Genomic DNA, 19,684 nt, shown 5'->3' with positions numbered 1-19,684 from the left:
TTCACCATCCGCGGATGCTGCCACCCGCGTTGGGAAACCACCACCGAGGGCCAGCGTTCCGCCGACCTGCTCCGTTTTATTCGGCCGATCCGGAGATTGACCTCCACCAGTCTAACAGAGCGCTCCTCGAACGGGCGGTGGCGCGGCGAACGGCCGGGAGTGCGGTCAGTGCGATCCGGCGGGCAGGACCGCGTCGAATACCGGGCCGTCGACGCAGACCAGCGGCCCCTCCGTTTCGGGGTCGGTGGCGACCGGGGCGGCACAGCCGTGGCAATAGCCGAGGCCGCAGGCCATGTGCGCCTCGAGCGAGACCTGCACCGGCACACCCCACTCGGCGCCGAGTTCGGCGGCGAGGCGGGCGAGCACGCCGGCCCCGCAGACCAGGATCACCGCCGGCGGCGCGGCCCGGAACTCGGCCCGCAGCCGCGCGGCGAGCGCGGGGATGGCGCTCGACCCGTCGTCGTCGGTGACCGGGATGACCGCGGCGCCGAGTTCGGCGCAGTCGGCGACGCCGATCAGGTCGGAAAGGGTGCGGCCACTGAGCACCACGGTCGCTCTGATGCCCCGCGCCGCGGCATCCTCGACCGATCCCATGATGGCGCAGACACCGACACCCCGGCCGATCAGCAGCGCCGTGCGGGCACCCTCCGGGAACTCGAAGCCGCGGCCGAGCGGCCCGGTGACGAGCAGGCCTGCCCCCACGGCGACGTCGGCGAGCGCGGTGGTGCCGCGGCCGGAGACACCGTAGATGACCTCGACGGTCCCTGCCTTGGGGTGCCGGCGGTGGATCGCCATCGGGCGCGGCAACAGGATCCGTTCCCCGCCGCTGGGCGGCACCGTGATCATCAGGAACTGGCCGGCGAGCGCGGTGCGGGCGATGGTGCCCGTCGACAGGAGGAGGCGACGGTACCGCTCGCCGACCTCGGTGTGTTCGAGCACCCTGGCGTCGTCCCAGACCGGTTCCGGCCGAGGTTCCGCGGCGGGAGGGCGCACGGCGATCAGGCCGTCGAGGGCGGCCTCGTCGGCCGCGGCGAAGGCCTGCTGGCGCCGCAGCGCCTCGCGGGCGAGGGAAGCCATTCCGGTCATTGAGCCCTCCACAGGTCGATCAGGTCACGGATGCCGGCCACCTCGTCGTCGGCGCAGCGTTCCTGCAGCGCGCGCACGATCTCGACCATGGCGAATGGCCGGCCGAAGCTCGCGGTGCCCACCTGCACGGCCCGCGCCCCGACCGAGAAGTAGTCGAGGGCGTCATCGGCGGTCTCGATCCCGCCGCAGGCGATGACAGGGATCTCCACGGCGCGGGCGGCCAGCCAGACCAGCCGGAGCACGATCGGGCGGATCGACGGGCCGGAGAGCCCGCCGATCACGTTGCCCAGGGCCGGGCTGCGCGTGTACGGCTGGAGCGGCAGGGCCGGAATCGAATTGGCCACGCACAGGGCGTCGGCTCCCGCCTCCTGCGCGGCGAGCGCGCACTCCGCGATCGAGGAGGCCAGGACCGGGAGCTTGACGATCAGCGGCTTGTCGGTGGCCGCGCGGGCCGCGTGCACCACGGCCGAGATGGCGTCGGGGTCTGAGCCGATGTCCGTGCCGAGGCGGTCCAGGTTCGGGCAGGACACGTTGAGTTCGTAGGCGTCGCCCGCGCCGCGGAGGTCGGTGATCACCGGTGCGTATTCGCCGGGGCGATGGCCACCGATACTGATGATGACGGGCACGCCGAGGGCCAGGTAGCGCGGATGCAACTCGGCCAGGTAGCCGGACGCACCGCGGCTCGGGATGCCGACACTGTTGACCATCCCGGCGCGGATCTCGGTCAGGCGGTGCGCCGGATTGCCGCCGCGGGGGCTGCCGAAGACGGTCTTGGTGACCACGGCGCCGAGTTCGCCGGCCGGGATGAGCCGACCCAGGGCCGGGCCGAAGCAGCCGGACGCGGGCATGACCGGGTTGGCCAGGGTGAGTGCGCCGATGCGTACGGACAGGTCGACAGAGGCGGGGATCGCCTTGCGGGCGGCGAAGAATGCCTCACGCGCATCCGTCGGGGGCTGCGGGGGCGCGCTGGTCATGGTGGTCTGCTTCCGGGGGCTGGAAGCATCCGTTCCAGGCCGCCAGACCAGTATCCCGCCTGGGCGGCGCCCGGCCAAAACCAGCGCGCGGCCCGGTCCGGCGAACGGGGACGTCGTGACCTAACCGTTACAACCAACCCCGTTCGAGGGTGAACCGCGGACTAGGTTTGGGCCACTGCGCAATTTCGCGGCACGGTTTTCGCCGTGTCACACCACGAAAAGGACCAGTTCATGAGCCAAAAGCCCAGCCGAAGAATGTCCATGCTCGTCGCTACCCTGGCTGGAGCGGCGCTCGTCGCTGCCGGCCTCGTGGGAGGGAGCCCGCTGACCGCGGCCGCGTCCCCGCCGTCGGCGGCACCCCCGGCGGACACCGCCGCTGCTCCCGCGTCCGATGAACTGCCCAACCCCGCCGAGGACAAACGACGCGCGCTGCGCGAGGAGGCGGTGCAGCAGGTCCTCAAGGGTGAGGCCACCGCGACCAAGAGCGACGGGAGCACGGTCGTCCGTCTCAACGGGAAGGCGCGCGAGGGCAAGAAGCAGGACAAGTTCGTCGAGATCGCCCGGGAGAAGACCGACAAGATCTTCGTGATCCTGGCGGAGTTCGGCGACCAGCGGGATCCCGCGTATCCCGACCAGGACACCGACCCCTCTACCCCGGGGCCGTCGGTGTTCACCGGCCCGCTGCACAACGCGATCCCGCAGCCGGACCGCACGGTCGACAACAGCACCGTCTGGCAGGCCGACTACGGCCAGGCCCACTTCCAGGACCTGTACTTCGGCTCCGGCGCGGGCGTGGAGTCGCTCAAGACGTACTACGAGGCCCAGTCGTCCGGCCGGTACAGCGTGGACGGGCAGGTGTCCGACTGGGTGAAGGTTCCCTTCAACGAGGCTCGCTACGGCCGCTCGAACGGTTTCCCCTGCGCCTCCAACGTCTGCAGCAACACCTGGGACCTGGTGCGCGACGGCGTCAACCAGTGGGTCGCCGATCAGGAGTCCGCAGGCCAGACCGAGGCGCAGATCAAGGCGGCACTCGCCGGCTACGACCAGTGGGATCGCTACGACTTCGACCAGGACGGCAACTTCAACGAACCGGACGGCTACATCGACCACTTCCAGGTCGTGCATTCGGGCGGAGACCAGGCCGACGGCGACCCGAACCAGGGTGAGGATGCCGTGTGGAGCCACCGCTGGTACGCCTACTTCGACCAGGCCGGGCAGTCCGGCCCGGCCGACAACCTGCTCGGCGGCACCGAGATCGCCGATACCGGGCTGTGGGTGGGCGACTACACGATCCAGCCGGAGAACGGCGGGCTGAGCGTGTTCGCGCACGAGTACGGCCACGACCTGGGCCTCCCGGACGACTACGACACCGCGGGCGGCCCGAGCAACAACAACGAGTGGTGGACCCTGATGTCGCAGAGCCGGCTGGGCGCGGCCGGCCAGGCGCTCGGCGAGAAGCCGGGCGACATCAGCGCCTGGGAGAAGCTGCAGCTGGGCTGGCTCGACTACGAGGTCGTGCTCGCCGGTGAGAAGAAGACCCTCCAGCTCGGCCCTGAAGAGTACAACTCGGCCAAGGCGCAGGCCGCGGTCGTCGTGCTTCCCAAAAAGGTGGTCACCCACACGCTCGTGACCCCGGCATCCGGGTCGTACGAGTGGTGGAGCGGCCAGGGCGACGATCTGAACCAGACCCTCGCCCGCAGTGTGACCCTCCCGGCCGGCTCCGCATCCCTCACCTTCCAGGCCAACTGGAACATCGAGGACTGCGGACCGGACCCGTGCGACTACGCGTACGTCGAGGTGGACGACGGAACCGGCTGGAAGGCGGTTCCCGGTTCCATTGCGAACGCGGCGGAGGGCAACGGCATCGACGGCCTCAGCGCCGGCTGGCAGCCCGCCAGCTTCGACCTGACCGCCTTCGCCGGCAAGACGGTCAGCGTGCGTTTCAGCTACGTGACCGACGGCGCGGCCCAGGGAACCGATGCGAGCCTGCCGTCCGGCCTTTTCGTCGACGACGTGAGCATCGCCGCCGGATCGACCGTCGTCTTCTCGGATGGGGCGGAGACGCTCGATCCGGGCTGGACGGCGAGCGGTTTCATCCGCACCACGGGTGTCGAAACGGCGGAGTACGACAACTACTACATCGCCGGCAATCGTTCGTACGTCGCCTATGACCGCTACCTGAAGACGGGGCCGTACAACTTCGGGTTCGCGAACACGAAGCCCGACCTCGTGGAGCACTTCCCCTACCAGCAGGGACTGATGATCTCCTACTGGGACACCTCGCAGGCCGACAATAATGTCAGCGCGCACCCAGGGGCCGGGCGCAACCTGTACGTCGACGCACACCCTGCGCCCATCATCAGTCTCAGCGGGGCACCATGGCGAAACCGGATCCAGCTCTACGACGCACCGTTCAGCCTGACCAGGGCCGACTCGTTCACCCTCAACCAGAACAGCAAGCCATCGTTGATCCGCGGCCAGGCCGCACAGCCGGTGTTCGACGACACGAAGAACTGGGAGGGAATCGCGGCGATCGGCCAGGGCGTGAAGGTCGCGAACGCCGGCGTCAAGATCGAGGTCGTCAAGCAGAACGGCACATCGATGACGGTTCGGTTCTCGGGCACGAAACCGAGGAGCTGAGCGGAATCGCCACAGCCAGGCGCGCCCGTCCGGGCGCTGCGCGAACCCGGTGGGCAGGAGCCATGCTCCTGCTCGCCGGGTTCGCGCTCGCGGGATGCGCGGGCGCACAAGGAGGATCCGACCTGAACCCGTCCGGCTCCCCCGGTCCGCCCCTGTCGTCGACCCCGCCACCGACGATGTCACCGTCGGCGAAACCGCCGAAGGAGCCCTCGGACCTGCAAGGGGCCGCGTGGCGCGCGGGCACCGTCACGGTCGGTGGAACCGGCCCATGCTACGGATTCCTGACCGACGACGGCGCGATCCTCGCGCTCTACTCCGAGGCCGGGCTTGACCTCACGCCAGGCGCGAAGCTCACCGTGCAGGTGAGTCCGGCATCCTTCACCGCCGACTGCGGACCCGGCCTCCTCATGAGGTTGATCAGCGTCAGGACAGACTGATCCACCGACCGGCGGACTAGCCGGTCGGGCCGAGGTTGAGCCAGGACGTCCCTAGGTCGCTGCCGTCGCCTCCAGTATTCTGGGCCTGTCCTGCACCGGTGCTGCGGGCGCGGCGGAGGGAGAACGGATGACGCTGAGTCTGAATCGACCACGCCTGTTCCGTGCGAGGGATGAGAGCGAGGGCCAGGACCGGGTGACCTTCATCGAGCTGTTCTTCGATCTCGTCTTCGTCTTCGCGATCACCCAGCTCTCCCACACCATCGTGGACCATCTCGACGTGCGGGGCCTGGCCGAGGCAGCGGTCATCCTGGTCGCCGTGTGGTGGGTCTGGATGTACACCGCCTGGGCGACCAACTGGCTCGACCCCGAGACCGGGCCGGTGCGCCTGATGCTCTTCGTTCTGATGCTGCTCGGTCTGGTGCTGAGCACCTCGATCCCCGGGGCGTTCGGCGACCGGTCGCTGGGATTCGCCATCGCGTATGTCGTGATGCAGGTTGGCCGCACCGCTTTCCTGGCCTGGTGTTACCGCGCCGTGGACAGGGCCAACGGGATGAACATCACCCGGATCACGATCTGGTTTCTGGTCACCGCGCCGCTGTGGATTCTCGGGGCCATTCTCGGCGGCGACGCACAACTCGTTCTGTGGGCCGCGGCGATCCTTGTCGAAGTCCTCGGCCCCTCGGTGCGCTACTACACGCCGTTCCTCGGGGCCTCGCCGACGTCATCCTGGTCGGTGTCCGGCGGGCACATCGCCGAGCGCAGCGGGCTCTTCATCATCCTGGCGCTCGGCGAGTCGATCCTGGTGACCGGCACCGCCTTCAGCCAGGGCGACCTCAGCGTCGCCGCCGTCAGCGGGGTTCTGGCCGCGTTCGTGAGCACGATCCTGTTCTGGCTGTTGTACTTCAGCCACGGAGCGGAGCACGGCTCACGCTTCATCCGGTCGTCGGAGCTGACCGGACCGATCGCCCGGCTCACCTATGTCTACCTGCACATTCCCATTGTCGCGGGGGTAGTCCTCAGTGCGGTCGGCGATGAACTCGTGCTCGTGCACCCGGAGGATCCGCCGAGCGCCGGCGGCCTCGCCGTCGTGGTGGGCGCCCCGGCCCTCTACCTGATCGGGAATCTGCTGTTCAAACGGTCGATCGGACGCCCGTGGCTGAGATCCCATCTGGCCGGCGTCGCGGTTCTGGCCGCTGCCTATCTGGCCACCGCGACCGTCCTCCCCCCGGTGGACGGACTCGCACTGCTCTGGCTCACCAATGCGGTCGTGGCGCTGGTGGTGATCGCCGACGAAGTGAGCACCCGCCGGGCCGGTTCGAGTCCGGTGGCAAACCCGCCCGCGTCGGGCAGTCTGACCGAGTAGCTTCGCACAGCCCGTCACTTCCTCCATTGTGTGGGCTGCCGCCTCGTCTCGCTCCCGCAGACTCACCGAACTGTGAGCTGTGCACCCTTTTCCCGGCTGAAAACGGTGCATTCCTCACAGTTCGGGGAGGTGGTGGGCCCGGGCGGTCAGGCTGGCGTGGGTCGGGGCATCCGGCACGTGCGCCGGGCGGTTCTTCGCCAGCTCCCGGCGGAGCACCGGCACGACCTCGCCGCCGAGGATGTCGAGCTGCTCGAGCACGGTCTTCAACGGCAGGCCGGCGTGGTCCATCAGGAAAAGCTGGCGCTGGTAGTCGCCGAAGAAGTCGCGCATGCCGGCATACCGGTCGATGATCTGCTGCGGGCTGCCGACGGTGAGCGGGGTCTGCTCGGTGAAATCCTCCAGACTCGGACCGTGGCCGTAGACCGGGGCGTTGTCGAAGTACGGGCGGAACTCGTCGACGGCGTCCTGCGACTTCGCCCGCATGAAGACCTGGCCGCCGAGGCCGACGATGGCCTGGTCCGCGGTGCCGTGGCCGTAGTGCTCGAACCTCGCCCGGTAGAGGCCGATCAGCTTCTGGTAGTGCTCCTTGGGCCAGAAGATGTTGTTGGCGAAGAATCCGTCACCGTAGTAGGCGGCCTGTTCGGCGATCTCGGGGCTGCGGATGCTGCCGTGCCAGACAAACGGCGGCACCCCGTCGAGCGGGCGCGGCGTGGCGGTGAAGCCCTGGAGCGGCGCGCGGAACTGGCCCGCCCAGTCGACGACGTCCTCCCTCCACAACCGGCGCAGCAGCGCGTAGTTCTCCAGGGCGAGCGGGATGCCCTGTCGGATGTCCTGGCCGAACCACGGATAGACGGGGCCGGTGTTGCCGCGGCCGAGCATGAGGTCGACCCGGCCGTCGGAGACGTGCTGCAGCATCGCAAAGTCCTCGGCGATCTTCACCGGGTCGTTGGTGGTGATCAGGGTCGTCGCCGTCGACAGGATGATGCGCTCGGTCTTGGCCGCGATGTAGCCGAGCAGGGTCGTCGGCGACGACGGCACGAACGGCGGATTGTGGTGTTCCCCGGCCGCGAAGACGTCGAGGCCGACTTCTTCGGCCTTGACCGCGATCGCCACCATCGCCGTGATCCGGTCGTGCTCGGTCGGAGTGCGGCCGGTCGTAGGATTGGCGGTCAGGTCGCCGACCGTGAAGACTCCGAACTGCATTTCCAGCCTCTCGCTCTCACTGCGTGCACCGGATGCCGGTGCACGCGGTCGCGTGCACGATCCTATTCCCGTCGCTCGGCCGGCTAGCGCGGCAGGGCCAGGCGGTCGAGGGAGGCCTGGATCGCCACGGCCGCCGCGCCGCGAGCCCAGGACGACACCCCTGCGTCGTCGACGATGATGCGGAGCGGCGCGGCATCCCGGTCGCGGTCGCGGCCGGCCGCCGCGGTGGCCTCGACGGCCGCGAGCGGCCAGAGCCCGATTCCCTCCCCGGCGAGCACGATCGTGTCGAGCATGGCGATGTTGGCGATCACGGCGATCAGCCGGCCGAGCGCCCGCCCGGTCGCGAGCACCACGGATGCCGCCGCCGGGTTCCCCTCGGCCACCAGCCGGAGCACCTCGTCATAGCCGACCTCCCGGCCGAGCGCGATGCCGACCTGGCCGCAGACGCTCGAACTCGTGAGCATGGCCCGCGAGCATCCGCGGTGCCCGTCAGGGCAGACCGGGCCGTTCGCGTCGAGCGGGATGTGCCCGGCCAGGCCGAGGCCGCTGTCGGGCGTGACGATCACCCGGTCGTTCACGACCAGGCCGTAGCCGACGCCGACGCCGATCGTGAGCACGGCGAAGTTCGGGGCGCCGCGGCCGGCACCGAACCACTGCTCGGCCGCGGTGAGCGCCACCACGTCGTTCTCGATCGTGACGGGCAGCCCGAGCGCGGCCTCGAGCGCCCCGGCGAGGTCGACGTCGTGCCAGTCCAGGAACGGGGCACGCCGCACCACCCGGGCTCCGGCGACGGAGCCGCCGACGCAGACGCCCAGCGCCGACACCCCGTCGGGGCCCTCGAGTTCGCGCACGACCGCACTGATCTGCCGCACGACCTCCTCGAGGGAGTGGCCGGCCAGCGGCCGCTCGGCCGCGGCGAGTTCGTTCGCGCGCAAGTCGGTGCGCACGCCGAAGACGTCGTCGCCGGTGAGTTTCACGCCGATGAACCGGCTGGCGTCGACCCGCACGTCGAGCGGCCTCGCCGGGCGCCCGACGGTGCCGTCGTGGTCTTCGGCGGCCTCGACGAAGAGGCCGCGATCGAGGAACGGCTTGCTCAGCCGGGTGAGGCTGGCCGGGGAGAGTCCGAGGCGCCGGCCGAGCTCGCCGCGGGCGATCGGCCCGTGGATGAGCACGGCCCGGGCGAGTTCGCGGGAGGACGCGCTCAGGGTGGCCGCCGCATCCGTCACCGTCGCTGCAGGCATGGTGCCTCCCTTCTCGGTCGCCGGCGTCCGATGCCGGCCACTATTTGTTTTATATTGGCACAAATCTGCGAATTCGAACCGATATTTACGTGGAAAACCGGAGTTGACAGCTTGATTCTTTTTGCAGTAGAAAGAATAAAGGCAACGCTGCAGCAGGCCCCGGTTAGCACAACCGGAGGCTCCGGCGTCGCACCGGATGCGCGAGGAGCACAACTTGACGGATACGACGGAGTACCAGAACGACACCGGACGGAGGCGCCGACCGAGAAGGGTGCGCCGGGTGCTCGCCCTCTCGCTTGCCGGGGTGCTCGGCCTCGGCGGACTGGCCGGCTGCGCCTCTGCCGACACCGGCATCGTCACCCTCGACTTCTTCCAGTTCAAGCCCGAGGCCATCGGCAACTTCGAGGCGATCATCGCCGACTTCGAGGCGGAGAACCCGGGCATCAAGGTTAGGCAGAACGCCGTGCCGGATGCCGACACCGCCATCCGTACGCTCCTGGTCAAGGGCAAGGTGCCCGACGTCATCTCGCTGAACGGCTCGGGGAACTTCGGGCAGCTCGCCCGCGCCGGGGTCTTCCACGACTTCACCGGCGACCCGGTGCTGAAGCAGATCAACCCGGCCGTGCAGGACATCCTCGCCGGGCTCGGCACCTACAACGGCGACGAGGTCAACGCCCTCGGCTTCGTGAGCAACGCCAACGGGATCCTCTACAACCGCGACATCTTCACGGAGCAGGGCATCAGCGTTCCCACCACCTGGGACGAGCTCATCGCCGCCTGCGACCGCCTGAAGGCAGCGGGCATCACCCCGTTCTACGGCACCCTCGCCGACTCCTGGACGACGATGCCGCCCTTCACCGGACTCGGCGGACAACTCGGCGGCGACGGTTTCTTCCCCCGGCTGCGGGCCGAGGGCGCCGACGTCGGCCCGGACTCGGCCGTCTCGTTCACCAGGGACTACGCGGAGACCCTCGGGAAACTGCAGACGCTCTACTCCTACGCGCAGCCCGGCTTCCAGAGCCGCGGCTACGAGGACGGCAACCAGGCCTTCGCCGCGGGCAAGTCGGCCATGCTCCTGCAGGGGGTCTGGGCGATCGCCCCGATCCTCGCCGACAACCCCGACGTGAACGTGGGTTCGTTCCCCCTCCCCGCCACCGACGACCCGGCCCAGACCAGGCTCGTCTCCGGCGTCGACGTCGCCATCACGATCGGACGGGACACCCCGCACCTGGCCGAGGCGCAGCGCTTCGTCGACTTCCTCTTCGACAAGAAGGTCCTCGGCGACTTCGCGGCCTCGCAGAACATGTTCTCGACCGCCGCGGATGCCGGGCCCAACACCAACCCGACCCTCACCGAACTGCAGCCGTACTTCGATTCAGGCCGGATCGTGGGCTTCATCGACCACCAGGTGCCCGCCAGCATCCCGTTGCCGGCCATCATCCAGCAGTTCCTGCTGGACCAGGACAGCACGAAGGCGCTCACCACTCTCGACAACGAGTGGCGCAAGGTCGCGGCCCGCACCACCTCAACGAGAAGCGGAGAATGATCATGGCCACCCCCGTCCTGACCCGGCAGACGCCGCCGGCCGCCCCGGCCGGCGGTCCACGACCGGCCCGCCGGCGCGGTCTGACCGCAACCCCCCGCGCCTTCTATTGGATGGTCGTTCCGGCCGTCGCCCTGTTCGCGCTCCTGCACACCGTCCCGGTGCTCATCGGCGTCTTCTACAGCTTCACCGACTACGCCGGCTTCGGCAGCTGGGACTTCGTCGGCCTCGGCAACTTCATCGCCCTGTTCCAGGACGACCGGGTGCTCAAGGCCTACGGCTTCACGTTCGGCTTCGCCATCGTCGCGACGGTCCTCACCAACCTGATCTCGCTCGCCATCGCGGTCGGCCTCAACGCGAAGATCGCCCTCCAGTCCACCTTCCGCGGAATCTTCTTCATCCCCTACGTGCTCGCGATCCTGGTCGTCGGCTACGTGTTCCAGTACTTCTTCGCCAACTCACTGCCGGTGATCGCGTCCGGCATCCCCGTGCTGCGCGACAATATCCTGACCAACCCGGACTGGGCCTGGCTGGCCATCGTCGTGCTGGCCGTCTGGCAGTCCTGCGCGTTCGCGATCGTGCTCTACCTGGCCGGGCTGCAGACGATCCCGGCGGAGCTGTACGAGGCATCCGCGCTCGACGGCGCCCGCCCGTGGCGGCAGTTCCGGTCGATCACTTTCCCGATGATCAGCGCCTTCTTCACGATCAACATGGTGCTGAGCCTGAAGGGCTTCCTGCAGACCTTCGACCACGTCGTCGCCCTCACCAACGGCGGGCCCGGCACCTCGACCGAGTCCATCACCCTCCTGATCTTCCGCGGCGGCTTCCAGGGCGGCGAGTTCGCCTACCAGTCCGCCAACGCCGTGATCTTCGTGATCGTGATCATGCTCGTCTCGTTCCTGCAGTTCCGTGCTCTTCAGCGCAAGGAGGCCGATTTCTGATGGCTGGCACACAGACCGACCCGCGCCGCATCAACTGGTGGGCGACCGCGCTGATCGCGGTCTGCTCGATCACCGTGCTGGTGCCGCTCTACTTCGCGGTGGTCACCGCGCTGAAGACCCCCGACCAGCTCGGCGGCACCGGCTTCGAACTGCCGACCGGGATCAACTGGCAGAACTTCGTGGATGCCTGGACGCTGACGAAGTTCCCGCAGGCGCTGATGAACACGGCGTTCATCACCGTCGGCGCGGTCGTGCTCACGCTGCTGACCAACTCGCTCGTGGCGTACGCGATCGCCCGCAACCTGCACAAGCCGTTCTTCAAGGGCATCTACTTCTACCTGCTCTCGGCGGTCTTCATCCCGTTCCCGATCATCATGCTGCCGGTGGTGAAGGAGACGGCCATGCTCGGCCTGGACAACCCGCTCGGCCTGATTCTGCTCTACGCCGTCTTCGGGCTGTCGCTGAACGTGTTCATCTACGTGGCGTTCATCAAGTCGATCCCGATCGAGCTCGAGGAGGCTGCCTACACCGACGGGGCGAGCACCTGGCGGGTGTACTGGCAGATCATCTTCCCGCTGCTGACCCCGATGAACGCGACCGTCGGCATCCTCACCTGCGTGTGGGCGTGGAACGACTTCATCCTGCCCCTGGTTGTGCTCTCCGACCCGGGCTCCCGCACCCTTCCGCTCGTGCAGTTCGTCTTCCAGGGCCAGTTCAACACCAACTACCCGGCCGCTTTCGCCTCCTACCTGATGGCCATGGCGCCGCTCCTGATCGTGTACGTTTTTGCCCAGCGCTGGGTCATCTCCGGCGTGATGAGAGGATCCATCAAATGACCAGCACCACCCCCGCCACCCCGATCGCCGACGCCGGGGCCGCAGCCCCGTGGTGGACCCGCGCCGTGGTCTACCAGGTCTACCCGCGCAGTTTCGCGGACTCCGACGGCGACGGCATCGGCGACCTCGGCGGCATCCGCGGCCGGCTGGACTACCTCGCCGAGCTGGGGGTGGATGCCCTCTGGCTCTCCCCCGTATACCCGTCGCCGCAGCACGACAACGGCTACGACATCAGCGACTACCAGGAGATCGAACCCGTCTTCGGCGACCTGGCCGAGTTCGACCTGCTCGTGGCCGAGGCGCACGCGCGCGGAATCAAGATCGTGATGGACCTCGTGGTCAACCACACCAGCGACGAGCACGCCTGGTTCCGGGAATCGCGCTCCTCGCTGACCAACCCGAAACGCGACTGGTACTGGTGGCGGAAGCCCCGGGGCGACGGAGGCCCGCCGAACGGCTGGGGCAGCGCCTTCAGCGGACCGGCCTGGACCCTCGACGAGCAGACCGGCGAGTACTACCTGCACCTCTTCGCGAAGCAGCAGCCTGACCTCAACTGGGAGAACCCCGAGGTGCGCCAGGCCGTCTACTCGATGATGAACTGGTGGCTGGACCGCGGCGTCGACGGGTTCCGGATGGACGTGATCAACTTCATCGCGAAGCAGGTCGGGCTGATCGACGGCCCGGCGCCGGCGACCGGCGGCGGCTCCCCGATGGGGCCGCAGATCCACGACTACCTGCACGAGATGCACGAGGCCGTCTTCGCCGGGAGGACCGGCGAGCACCTCACGGTCGGCGAGATGCCGGGCGTGGACACCGGCGACGCCGTGCTCTTCACCGACCCGGCCCGTGGCGAGGTCGACATGATCTTCCAGTTCGAGCACGTCGGCCTCGACCAGGGCGCGAACAAATTCGATGTGCTCCCCCGCAGCCTGCCGGCGCTGAAGAAGAACCTGGCGCACTGGCAGGACGGCCTGGCCGAGACGGGCTGGAACAGCCTCTACCTCAACAACCACGACCAGCCCCGGCTCGTCTCCCGGTTCGGCAACGACACCACCTGGCGCTACGAGTCGGCGACGCTGTGGGGGCTGGTGCTGCACCTGCACCGCGGCACCCCCTACGTCTACCAGGGCGAGGAGATCGGCATGACCAATGTGCGGTTCGACTCGATCGACGACTACCGCGACCTCGAGTCGCTCAACCACTACCGGGAGGCCGTGGACGAGTTCGACCTGGACCCGGGCAGCGTGCTCGCCGGGGTGCAGACCATGAGCCGGGACAACGCGCGCACGCCGATGCAGTGGGATGCGACGGAGCAGGCCGGCTTCACCACGGGCACACCCTGGCTCCCGGTCAACCCTAACCACAGGCAGATCAACGTGGCGGCCGACCGGGCGGCGGAGAAGAGCGTGTTCCGGTTCTACCAGCGCCTGATCGCCCTCCGCCACGAGAACCCCGTCGTCGCGCTCGGCTCGTTCACCCTGCTCGAGCCGGAGCACGAGCGGCTCTATGCGTTCACGCGCACCCTCAGCGAGGAGACGCTCCTCGTCGTGGCGAACGCGTCGGATGAACCGCTCGACGCCCCGCTGCCGGTGGACGTGTCCGGGGCCGAACTCATCCTCGGCAACTACCCGGGCGACGCCGTCGCCGCCGCGGCGCTCCGGCCGTGGGAGGCCCGCCTGTACCGGATGTAGGGGAACCAGCCGGGAACACGCCGATGCCGGCGAGGTGGTCTGCGGACTCCTCGCCGGCATCCGGCGTTTCCGCGGGGGCACTCTGCGGCCATCCGCCACGTCGCGGCGCACCTTTGGCCGGCTGGCGCAGGTTCTACCGTGCGCCGGCTTCCCCAACCTGCGCCGCGAAGCGCGGCCTCGCCGTCAGGGGCGGAGGATCGCCTCTTCCTCGGCGATGGCCTCCTCGCGGAGGGTGGCGTCGTAGACGCGCTTCGCCTCGATGCCGACGACGGACCGGCTGCGGCCGTAGGCGAAGTACACGGCCAGCCCGATCGCGAGCCAGACCGCGAACCGCACCCAGGTGAGCGTGGTCAGGTTGAGCATCAGCCAGAAGCAGAGCACGGCCGAGAGGATCGGCAGGTAGGGCGAGAACGGAACCGAGAAGGCCCGCTTGAGGTCGGGCCGCTTCTTGCGGAGCACGATCACGGCGATGCTCACCAGCACGAACGCGGACAGCGTGCCGATGTTGATCATCTCCTCGAGCACGCCGACGTCGGTGAAGCCCGCGATCAGGGCGACGGCGGTGCCGGCGATGATCTGGACCCGGGCCGGCGTGCCGCGCTTGGCGGAGGTGACGCTCAGGCTGCGCGGCAGGAGACCGTCGCGGCTCATCGCGAAGAGCACCCGGGACAGGCCGAGCAGCAGCACCATGATGACCGTGGTCAGGCCGACCAGGATGCCGACGGAGATCACCTGGGCCGCCCAGCCGGCGCCGACGGCGATGAACGCCGTGGCGAGCGAGGCGTTGGGGTCGTCCGCGAGCACCGTGTACGGGACCATGCCGGTGAGGACGAGGCTGACGCCGAGGTAGAGCACGGTCACGATGGCCAGGCCGGCGAAGATGCCGCGCGGCAGGGTCTTCTGCGGATTCTTGACCTCCTCGGCGCTGGTGGCGACCACGTCGAAGCCGATGAAGGCGAAGAAGACGAGCGATGCGCCGGCGAGCAGGCCGAAGATGCCGTACTGGGCCGGGTGCGCGCCGGTCATGAAGGAGAACAGGGACTGCATCCAGACGTCTCCGTCGCCGCCCGGGCTGGGCACGGCCTTGGGGATGAACGGGGTGTAGTTCTCCGGCTTGATGTAGAAGGCGCCGACGACGATGACGAAGAGCACGATCGCGACCTTGAGGATCGTGAACACGCTGGCCACCCGCGCGGAGAGCTTGGTGCCCAGAACGAGCAGCGCCGTGAAGATGGCGACGATGACGAAGGCGCCCCAGCTCACCTGCAGGCCGAAGACCGAGATGGTGGCCGGGACATCCCAGTTCGCCAGTTCGAAGACCTTGCTGAGGTAGATGCCCCAGTACTTGGCGATCACGGCGCCGGCGGTGAGCATCTCCAGGATGAGGTCCCAGCCGATGATCCAGGCCAGCAGCTCACCGAGGGTGGCGTAGGTGAAGGTGTACGCGGAGCCGGCGACCGGTACCGCGGAGGCGAACTCGGCGTAACACATGATGGCCAGCGCGCAGGTGATGGCGGCGAGCAGGAAACCGAGGGTGACGGATGGCCCGGCGTAGCTTCCGGCCGCCTTCGCGCCGACCGAGAAGATCCCGGCGCCCACGGCGACCGCGACGCCCATGATCATGAGGTCCCAGGTGCCCAGCGTTCGCTTGAGGCTGTGGCCCTTTTCGTGGGAGTCGGCCATGGAGGCCTCAATGCTTTTGGTGCGCCAGAGGCTCATAGCGGGGGGTGTCCGTTCCGTTGGTTACCGGTCCATGCTACGGCCCTGCGGCCCCCGTCCGGGTGCCCGACGACACGACCGCCCCGCTTTTCCGAGCGCGACCGGCCCTAACGCTGCAGGAGGGAGAGCGCGAGCCTCGGGCAGAGCGCGACCGCCTCGACGGCCGCGTCGACCAGCCGGTCCGGCACGGGCACGTCGGACCCGTGCCGGGGCGCCAGCGGAAAACCCCAGTCGTCGCGGGTCAGCAGTTCGGGCAGGATCTCGGTGCACAGCCCGCGCCCGTCGCATCGCGTCCAGTCGATGTGCAGCAGGGTGCGGGGCTCGTCGCGGGTCATGAGTGGTCCTTCCGGCAGCGCCCGGTCTGGCACGGGAGGGCGCTGCGGCCATCGTCGCGGGTCATGAGTGGTCCTTCCGGCAGCGCCCGGCTTGGTGGGCTGCGACATCCTCGGCGAAGACGGTCAGGGTGCTGAGCACGAACCGGGCCGTGCCGTCGGGGTGGTTGCACGACCCGCGTCCGGTGACGAGGCCGGCCAGGCGGCGCACCTCGGCGGCCAGGGCCGGGTCCTGGTCGCCGCGGGCGAGGCGGCCGAGCACCGCGGCCATGGCCGGCAGCCCGTTCACGCACGGACCGCACCGGCCGGCGGATTCGCCGGCCAGGTAGGTCGCGATCGCGGCGGCGACGGTGAGCGGGCAGTGCCGCGCGTCGAGCCCCATCAGGATGCCCGCGCCCGGGGCAGCGCCGAACACGGCCAGGTCCTGCCGGTCGAGCCGCGCCTCGAGGGCCGACGCGGGCAGCCAGGCGCCGTGGTACCCGCCGACCAGGACGGCGGACAGCGAGCCGGGGTCGATCCCGGCGAAGCGCAGCACGTCGCCGAGCCTGCTCCCCCCGGCGATCTCCAGCACGGTCGACGACTTCCCGTCGCTGCCGACGGTGACCAGGCGGGTGCCCGGGTCGGAAGGGGTGCCGATGGACCGGAACCAGGCCGCGCCGAAGCGGGAGATCAGAGCGATGTGCGCGAGCGTCTCCACGTTGTTCAGCAGGGTGGGCCGGCCGCCGAGGCCGGATTCGGTCAGCCGCATCGTGCGGTCCTGCGGCACGGGGCTGCGTCCGGCCAGGGCACTGACGACGGCGGATGCCTCGCCGGAGATGAAGCTGTCCGCCGCCTCCCGCAGCTGGATCGACCGGGCATCCCGGCGCTCGGCCAGCGCGCGGGAGACCGATTCCAGCACCGACGATTGGGCGTAGAGATGGACGGAGTGGGCGTCGACGGCGGCCGCGACCGTGAGCAGGCCGTCGATCACCAGGTGCGGGGCCACTCGGAGCAGCGTCGCATCCTTGAAGCTCTGCGGTTCGCCCTCCGCGGCGTTGCCGACGATCACGGCACGGCGGCCCCGCGCCCGTTCACGGGCGGGCAGGGCGGCCAGCTTGCGCCAGGCCGGGAAGGCCGCGCCGCCGCGCCCCTCCAGCCCGGATGCGCGCAGCTCGTCCAGCAGCACCGCCGGCCCGGCGCGCACCGGCAGCGGCCCGAAGGTGGCCAGGTGGGTGGCGAGGTCGGGCGACCCGGGGCTGGTCAGGCGCGCCGTCCCGGTCGGGGCAGCCACCCGGGCAGCGGCCTCGGTGGCCTCGGCGACGCTCACGGCCTCTGCTCCATCCGAACCGAGCGGAACTCCACGAAACCCGGGGTCAGCCGCCAGAGCACGGCGGCACCGACCGACGCGACGCACGCCAGCGCGAAGATGACGAACCAGGCCTGGCCGGCATCCGTGCCGTTGCCGATCGAGTGGGCCAGGGCGACCGGCCAGAGCAGGTAGGTCAGCCAGTGCACGGCCCGGAAGACCCTCACCCCGACCCGGCGCCTGAGCAGGCCGGTCACCACGACGGCGATCAGCAGGTCGACCGCCACGGTGCCGAGGCCGAGCCAGAACGGTTTCGCCGCGCCGAGGAACGGCACGACGAAGTCGACCAGCCGCAGCTGGGCGTAGGAGTCGCCGAGCAGGCTGAGCAGGTGCACGCCGAGGAACACCGTGGCGAGCAGGGACACGTTGCGGTGCACGAGTGCCACGGAGAACCGCGGCAGTCCGGCCGGCGACCGGCCGGACCGGTTGACGATGCCGAGAAGCACCGACACGGTGATGAGCGCCAGGGCGACCACACCGGTCGAACGTCCGAGGGCCCACAGCGCCTCGTTCATGACGCTCCCCCCGGCCCGGCCGCCGCTGCCGCGGGTGCGGAGCGGAATGCGGCCGCGGGTGCGGAGCGGAATGCGGCCGCGGGTGCGGCCGGGGCGGCGTGCTCGTCGTCCGGCCAACCGCCGAGGGTCACCACGGCACCGTCGGCGGCGACCAGCCGGGCGGGAACCCCGAGGGCGCCGAGCCAGCCGACCGCGGCCTCGCCGCGCACGATCGCGGCGGTGCTCAGGGTGTTCGCGCGGTGGCAGGTGGCGGCGGCGACGCTGACCGAACGCCAGACGGGCTCGGCCGGCCGGCCGGTGCGCGGGTTGAGGATGTGGTGTTGCGGTTGACCGGCGCGGGTCCACCGTCGTCGCTGGGTGCTCGAGGTGGCGACGGCCATGCCGCCGGTCAGGGTGACCTGCGCGCTCGGGTCGAGCGGGGCATCCTGCACGCGCACCTGCCAGCCGCCCTCGGGCGAGGGTCCGGCCGTGGCGATGTCGCCGCCGAGGCTGACGAGCACCCCGCAGCCGAGGTCGCCGAACACCTCGCGGGCGGCCCGGTCGGCGGCCACGGCCTTCGCCGTGGCGCCCAGGTCGAGACCGAGGTGCGCCGGCACGGTCAGCCGGTTGCCGGCGAGGGTGACGCCCTGCCAGCCCGGACGGTCGGAGGCGATCGCCCGCACGGGCACGCCGTCGTCGAGGACGAGACGGATGTCCCGGTCATAGCCGACCGCGTCGAGGGCGTTGGCGAGGGTCGGGTCCACGTCGCCGTCGGTCTGCCTGGCGGCGGTGAGGGCGTCACGGACGAGGCCGGCGAGCGTGTCGCTGACCAGGGCGCCGTGCGCGAACTCTCCGGACCGGGCCGCGAGCTCCGAGTCGGGGCGGAACCGGCTGGCGGCCGTCTCGATCTCGGCGAGCACGGCATCCGTGATCGCGCGCGCCTCGATGAGCCGGGCCGGGTCGGTGACGACCAGGCGGGCCGTGGTCGACCAGAGCGGCCAGTCGAGGGTCGAGGTGGTCATCTCAGGACCCGTTGGTGGTGGCGTGCGGGGCCCGCCCGTTGCCGGGCGAGACCGGGGCGACATTCTGAAGCGGGGTCGACGCCGAGCCGCCGTCTGAACTGCCCTCGTCGTCGCCTTCCCCGTCGCCCTCGCCCTCGCCGACGCTCGCCCCGTCGCCGGTCGACGGCTGGGTGACCTGGCTCGTGGTGCCGGCGGCGGCCTTGGTGGCGAGAGTGTCGGCCCAGTCGTGCAGCCCGAGCGCCGAGGCGGCGACCACGGCCAGGAGCCCGATCATTCCGGTGACCGCCCTGCTGAGGCGCTTGCCGCGTTCGTGTGCGTTCATGTCCGTGCCGCCCTTCTCTCGTCTACGTTAACGAGATTGCGGGCGCGACCTATGGGTTTCCTATGACGACGCCCACAGCACGCCGGGTGTTGAGGAGAACCCGTTGAGCGTGCGCACAGGCGGGCCGGGCATAGAAAACGGGCCGCCACCCGAAGGTGACGACCCGTCTCGACGCTCTTGCGAGCAAGAAGTTCGCGTTGTCTGCGAAAAGCTGCCTTAGCGGCGCAGTCCGAGGCTCTCGATCAGCTTGCGGTAGCGGCTGATGTCGATGTCGGACAGGTAGCCGAGCAGACGGCGACGCTGACCGACCATGAGGAGCAGGCCACGACGCGAGTGGTGGTCGTGCTTGTGCTCCTTGAGGTGCTCCGTGAGGTCCAGGATGCGCTGCGTGAGCATGGCAATCTGAACTTCAGGGGAACCCGTGTCGCCTGGGTGGGTAGCGTACTTTTCGATGATCGCCTTCTTAGCATTAGCTTCGAGTGCCATAGATGGGAT

General features: G+C 69.6%; 18 protein-coding genes. 7 read left to right on the top strand and 11 right to left on the bottom strand.

Translation table 11 applies throughout. The annotated features are described in order from the left end of the window. Nucleotides 1–165: 165 nt before the first annotated feature. Nucleotides 166–1,086, bottom strand: coding sequence for a dihydroorotate oxidase electron transfer subunit (locus tag IWX89_RS04170; protein ID WP_196902315.1), 921 nt, complete (start codon nucleotides 1,084–1,086; stop codon nucleotides 166–168). Next, nucleotides 1,083–2,060 carry a dihydroorotate dehydrogenase gene (locus IWX89_RS04165; protein WP_196902314.1) on the bottom strand — a complete coding sequence of 326 codons (978 nt, stop codon included), beginning with the start codon at nucleotides 2,058–2,060 and terminating at the stop codon, nucleotides 1,083–1,085. Before IWX89_RS04165 ends, IWX89_RS04170 begins: the two co-directional genes overlap by 4 nt. Nucleotides 2,061–2,291: 231 nt before the next feature. On the opposite strand from IWX89_RS04165, the gene IWX89_RS04160 reads away from it, so the two are divergent. The 3 genes from IWX89_RS04160 to IWX89_RS04150 all read left to right on the top strand — a co-directional run bounded on the left by IWX89_RS04160 (nucleotide 2,292) and on the right by IWX89_RS04150 (nucleotide 6,500). Then, nucleotides 2,292–4,700, top strand: coding sequence for an immune inhibitor A domain-containing protein (locus IWX89_RS04160; protein WP_231382871.1), 2,409 nt, complete (start codon nucleotides 2,292–2,294; stop codon nucleotides 4,698–4,700). 62 nt (nucleotides 4,701–4,762) lie between these two features. Beyond that, entirely contained in the window at nucleotides 4,763–5,137 is a 375-nt protein-coding gene (locus IWX89_RS04155; protein ID WP_196902313.1) for a hypothetical protein, read from the top strand. Between the two features lie 127 nt (nucleotides 5,138–5,264). Beyond that, nucleotides 5,265–6,500 carry a low temperature requirement protein A gene (locus IWX89_RS04150; protein ID WP_196902312.1) on the top strand — a complete coding sequence of 412 codons (1,236 nt, stop codon included), beginning with the start codon at nucleotides 5,265–5,267 and terminating at the stop codon, nucleotides 6,498–6,500. 114 nt (nucleotides 6,501–6,614) lie between these two features. Here the strand turns inward: IWX89_RS04150 and IWX89_RS04145 are convergent, their stop codons facing one another. After that, nucleotides 6,615–7,703, bottom strand: coding sequence for an LLM class flavin-dependent oxidoreductase (locus IWX89_RS04145; protein ID WP_196902311.1), 1,089 nt, complete (start codon nucleotides 7,701–7,703; stop codon nucleotides 6,615–6,617). A gap of 83 nt (nucleotides 7,704–7,786) precedes the next feature. Continuing rightward, on the bottom strand, nucleotides 7,787–8,944 hold the full coding sequence (locus tag IWX89_RS04140) for an ROK family transcriptional regulator (protein ID WP_196902310.1): 1,158 nt from the start codon (nucleotides 8,942–8,944) through the stop codon (nucleotides 7,787–7,789). A 214-nt stretch (nucleotides 8,945–9,158) separates the two neighbouring features. On the opposite strand from IWX89_RS04140, the gene IWX89_RS04135 reads away from it, so the two are divergent. From IWX89_RS04135 to IWX89_RS04120, 4 genes are read left to right on the top strand one after another with little or no spacing between them, the layout of a single operon-like run. Continuing rightward, nucleotides 9,159–10,490 carry an ABC transporter substrate-binding protein gene (locus IWX89_RS04135; protein WP_231382870.1) on the top strand — a complete coding sequence of 444 codons (1,332 nt, stop codon included), beginning with the start codon at nucleotides 9,159–9,161 and terminating at the stop codon, nucleotides 10,488–10,490. Nucleotides 10,491–10,492: 2 nt separating this feature from the next. Beyond that, entirely contained in the window at nucleotides 10,493–11,428 is a 936-nt protein-coding gene (locus IWX89_RS04130) for a carbohydrate ABC transporter permease (protein ID WP_196902308.1), read from the top strand. After that, nucleotides 11,428–12,264, top strand: a complete 837-nt coding sequence (locus tag IWX89_RS04125; protein WP_196902307.1) for a carbohydrate ABC transporter permease — start codon at nucleotides 11,428–11,430, stop codon at nucleotides 12,262–12,264. The genes IWX89_RS04130 and IWX89_RS04125 overlap by 1 nt, the downstream gene beginning before the upstream one ends. Next, entirely contained in the window at nucleotides 12,261–13,955 is a 1,695-nt protein-coding gene (locus IWX89_RS04120; protein ID WP_196902306.1) for an alpha-glucosidase, read from the top strand. The genes IWX89_RS04125 and IWX89_RS04120 overlap by 4 nt, the downstream gene beginning before the upstream one ends. A 183-nt stretch (nucleotides 13,956–14,138) precedes the next feature. On the opposite strand, the gene IWX89_RS04115 is transcribed toward IWX89_RS04120, so the two are convergent. The 7 genes from IWX89_RS04115 to rpsO all read right to left on the bottom strand — a co-directional run bounded on the left by IWX89_RS04115 (nucleotide 14,139) and on the right by rpsO (nucleotide 19,675). Continuing rightward, nucleotides 14,139–15,674 carry an amino acid permease gene (locus IWX89_RS04115; RefSeq protein ID WP_196902305.1) on the bottom strand — a complete coding sequence of 512 codons (1,536 nt, stop codon included), beginning with the start codon at nucleotides 15,672–15,674 and terminating at the stop codon, nucleotides 14,139–14,141. Nucleotides 15,675–15,781: 107 nt separating this feature from the next. After that, nucleotides 15,782–16,009, bottom strand: a complete 228-nt coding sequence (locus IWX89_RS04110; RefSeq protein ID WP_196902304.1) for a ferredoxin — start codon at nucleotides 16,007–16,009, stop codon at nucleotides 15,782–15,784. Between the two features lie 61 nt (nucleotides 16,010–16,070). Further along, nucleotides 16,071–17,312 (bottom strand): NADH-ubiquinone oxidoreductase-F iron-sulfur binding region domain-containing protein, encoded by a 1,242-nt coding sequence (locus IWX89_RS04105; protein WP_196902303.1) that lies wholly within the window; start codon nucleotides 17,310–17,312, stop codon nucleotides 16,071–16,073. Continuing rightward, nucleotides 17,309–17,866 carry a ferric reductase-like transmembrane domain-containing protein gene (locus IWX89_RS04100; RefSeq protein ID WP_231382869.1) on the bottom strand — a complete coding sequence of 186 codons (558 nt, stop codon included), beginning with the start codon at nucleotides 17,864–17,866 and terminating at the stop codon, nucleotides 17,309–17,311. Before IWX89_RS04100 ends, IWX89_RS04105 begins: the two co-directional genes overlap by 4 nt. Continuing rightward, a complete protein-coding gene (locus IWX89_RS04095) occupies nucleotides 17,863–18,867 on the bottom strand; it encodes an FAD:protein FMN transferase (RefSeq protein WP_196902302.1) in 1,005 nt (334 codons plus the stop codon). Before IWX89_RS04095 ends, IWX89_RS04100 begins: the two co-directional genes overlap by 4 nt. Nucleotide 18,868: 1 nt before the next feature. Beyond that, the gene (locus tag IWX89_RS04090; RefSeq protein ID WP_196902301.1) at nucleotides 18,869–19,189 is read right to left on the bottom strand and encodes a hypothetical protein; all 321 of its coding nucleotides are present in this window, start codon (nucleotides 19,187–19,189) and stop codon (nucleotides 18,869–18,871) included. Between the two features lie 216 nt (nucleotides 19,190–19,405). Next, nucleotides 19,406–19,675, bottom strand: coding sequence for a 30S ribosomal protein S15 (rpsO, locus tag IWX89_RS04085; protein WP_134510745.1), 270 nt, complete (start codon nucleotides 19,673–19,675; stop codon nucleotides 19,406–19,408). Nucleotides 19,676–19,684: the final 9 nt, after the last annotated feature.

Source organism: Cryobacterium sp. MP_M3, from assembly GCF_015752155.1.
In the GTDB taxonomy this organism is placed as follows: domain Bacteria; phylum Actinomycetota; class Actinomycetes; order Actinomycetales; family Microbacteriaceae; genus Cryobacterium.
The sequence above is the reverse complement of the archived record's forward strand: the minus strand, read 5'-3'. Positions and strand labels throughout refer to the sequence as shown.

Bases quoted from the DNA above. Each gene is read 5' to 3' on its own strand.
- IWX89_RS04170 (WP_196902315.1), bottom strand. From the start codon at position 1,086: ATGACCGGAATGGCTTCCCTCGCCCGCGAGGCGCTGCGGCGCCAGCAG.
- IWX89_RS04165 (WP_196902314.1), bottom strand. From the start codon at position 2,060: ATGACCAGCGCGCCCCCGCAGCCCCCGACGGATGCGCGTGAGGCATTC.
- IWX89_RS04160 (WP_231382871.1), top strand. From the start codon at position 2,292: ATGAGCCAAAAGCCCAGCCGAAGAATGTCCATGCTCGTCGCTACCCTG.
- IWX89_RS04155 (WP_196902313.1), top strand. From the start codon at position 4,763: ATGCTCCTGCTCGCCGGGTTCGCGCTCGCGGGATGCGCGGGCGCACAA.
- IWX89_RS04150 (WP_196902312.1), top strand. From the start codon at position 5,265: ATGACGCTGAGTCTGAATCGACCACGCCTGTTCCGTGCGAGGGATGAG.
- IWX89_RS04145 (WP_196902311.1), bottom strand. From the start codon at position 7,703: ATGCAGTTCGGAGTCTTCACGGTCGGCGACCTGACCGCCAATCCTACG.
- IWX89_RS04140 (WP_196902310.1), bottom strand. From the start codon at position 8,944: ATGCCTGCAGCGACGGTGACGGATGCGGCGGCCACCCTGAGCGCGTCC.
- IWX89_RS04130 (WP_196902308.1), top strand. From the start codon at position 10,493: ATGGCCACCCCCGTCCTGACCCGGCAGACGCCGCCGGCCGCCCCGGCC.
- IWX89_RS04125 (WP_196902307.1), top strand. From the start codon at position 11,428: ATGGCTGGCACACAGACCGACCCGCGCCGCATCAACTGGTGGGCGACC.
- IWX89_RS04120 (WP_196902306.1), top strand. From the start codon at position 12,261: ATGACCAGCACCACCCCCGCCACCCCGATCGCCGACGCCGGGGCCGCA.
- IWX89_RS04115 (WP_196902305.1), bottom strand. From the start codon at position 15,674: ATGAGCCTCTGGCGCACCAAAAGCATTGAGGCCTCCATGGCCGACTCC.
- IWX89_RS04110 (WP_196902304.1), bottom strand. From the start codon at position 16,009: ATGACCCGCGACGAGCCCCGCACCCTGCTGCACATCGACTGGACGCGA.
- IWX89_RS04100 (WP_231382869.1), bottom strand. From the start codon at position 17,866: ATGAACGAGGCGCTGTGGGCCCTCGGACGTTCGACCGGTGTGGTCGCC.
- IWX89_RS04095 (WP_196902302.1), bottom strand. From the start codon at position 18,867: ATGACCACCTCGACCCTCGACTGGCCGCTCTGGTCGACCACGGCCCGC.
- IWX89_RS04090 (WP_196902301.1), bottom strand. From the start codon at position 19,189: ATGAACGCACACGAACGCGGCAAGCGCCTCAGCAGGGCGGTCACCGGA.
- rpsO (WP_134510745.1), bottom strand. From the start codon at position 19,675: ATGGCACTCGAAGCTAATGCTAAGAAGGCGATCATCGAAAAGTACGCT.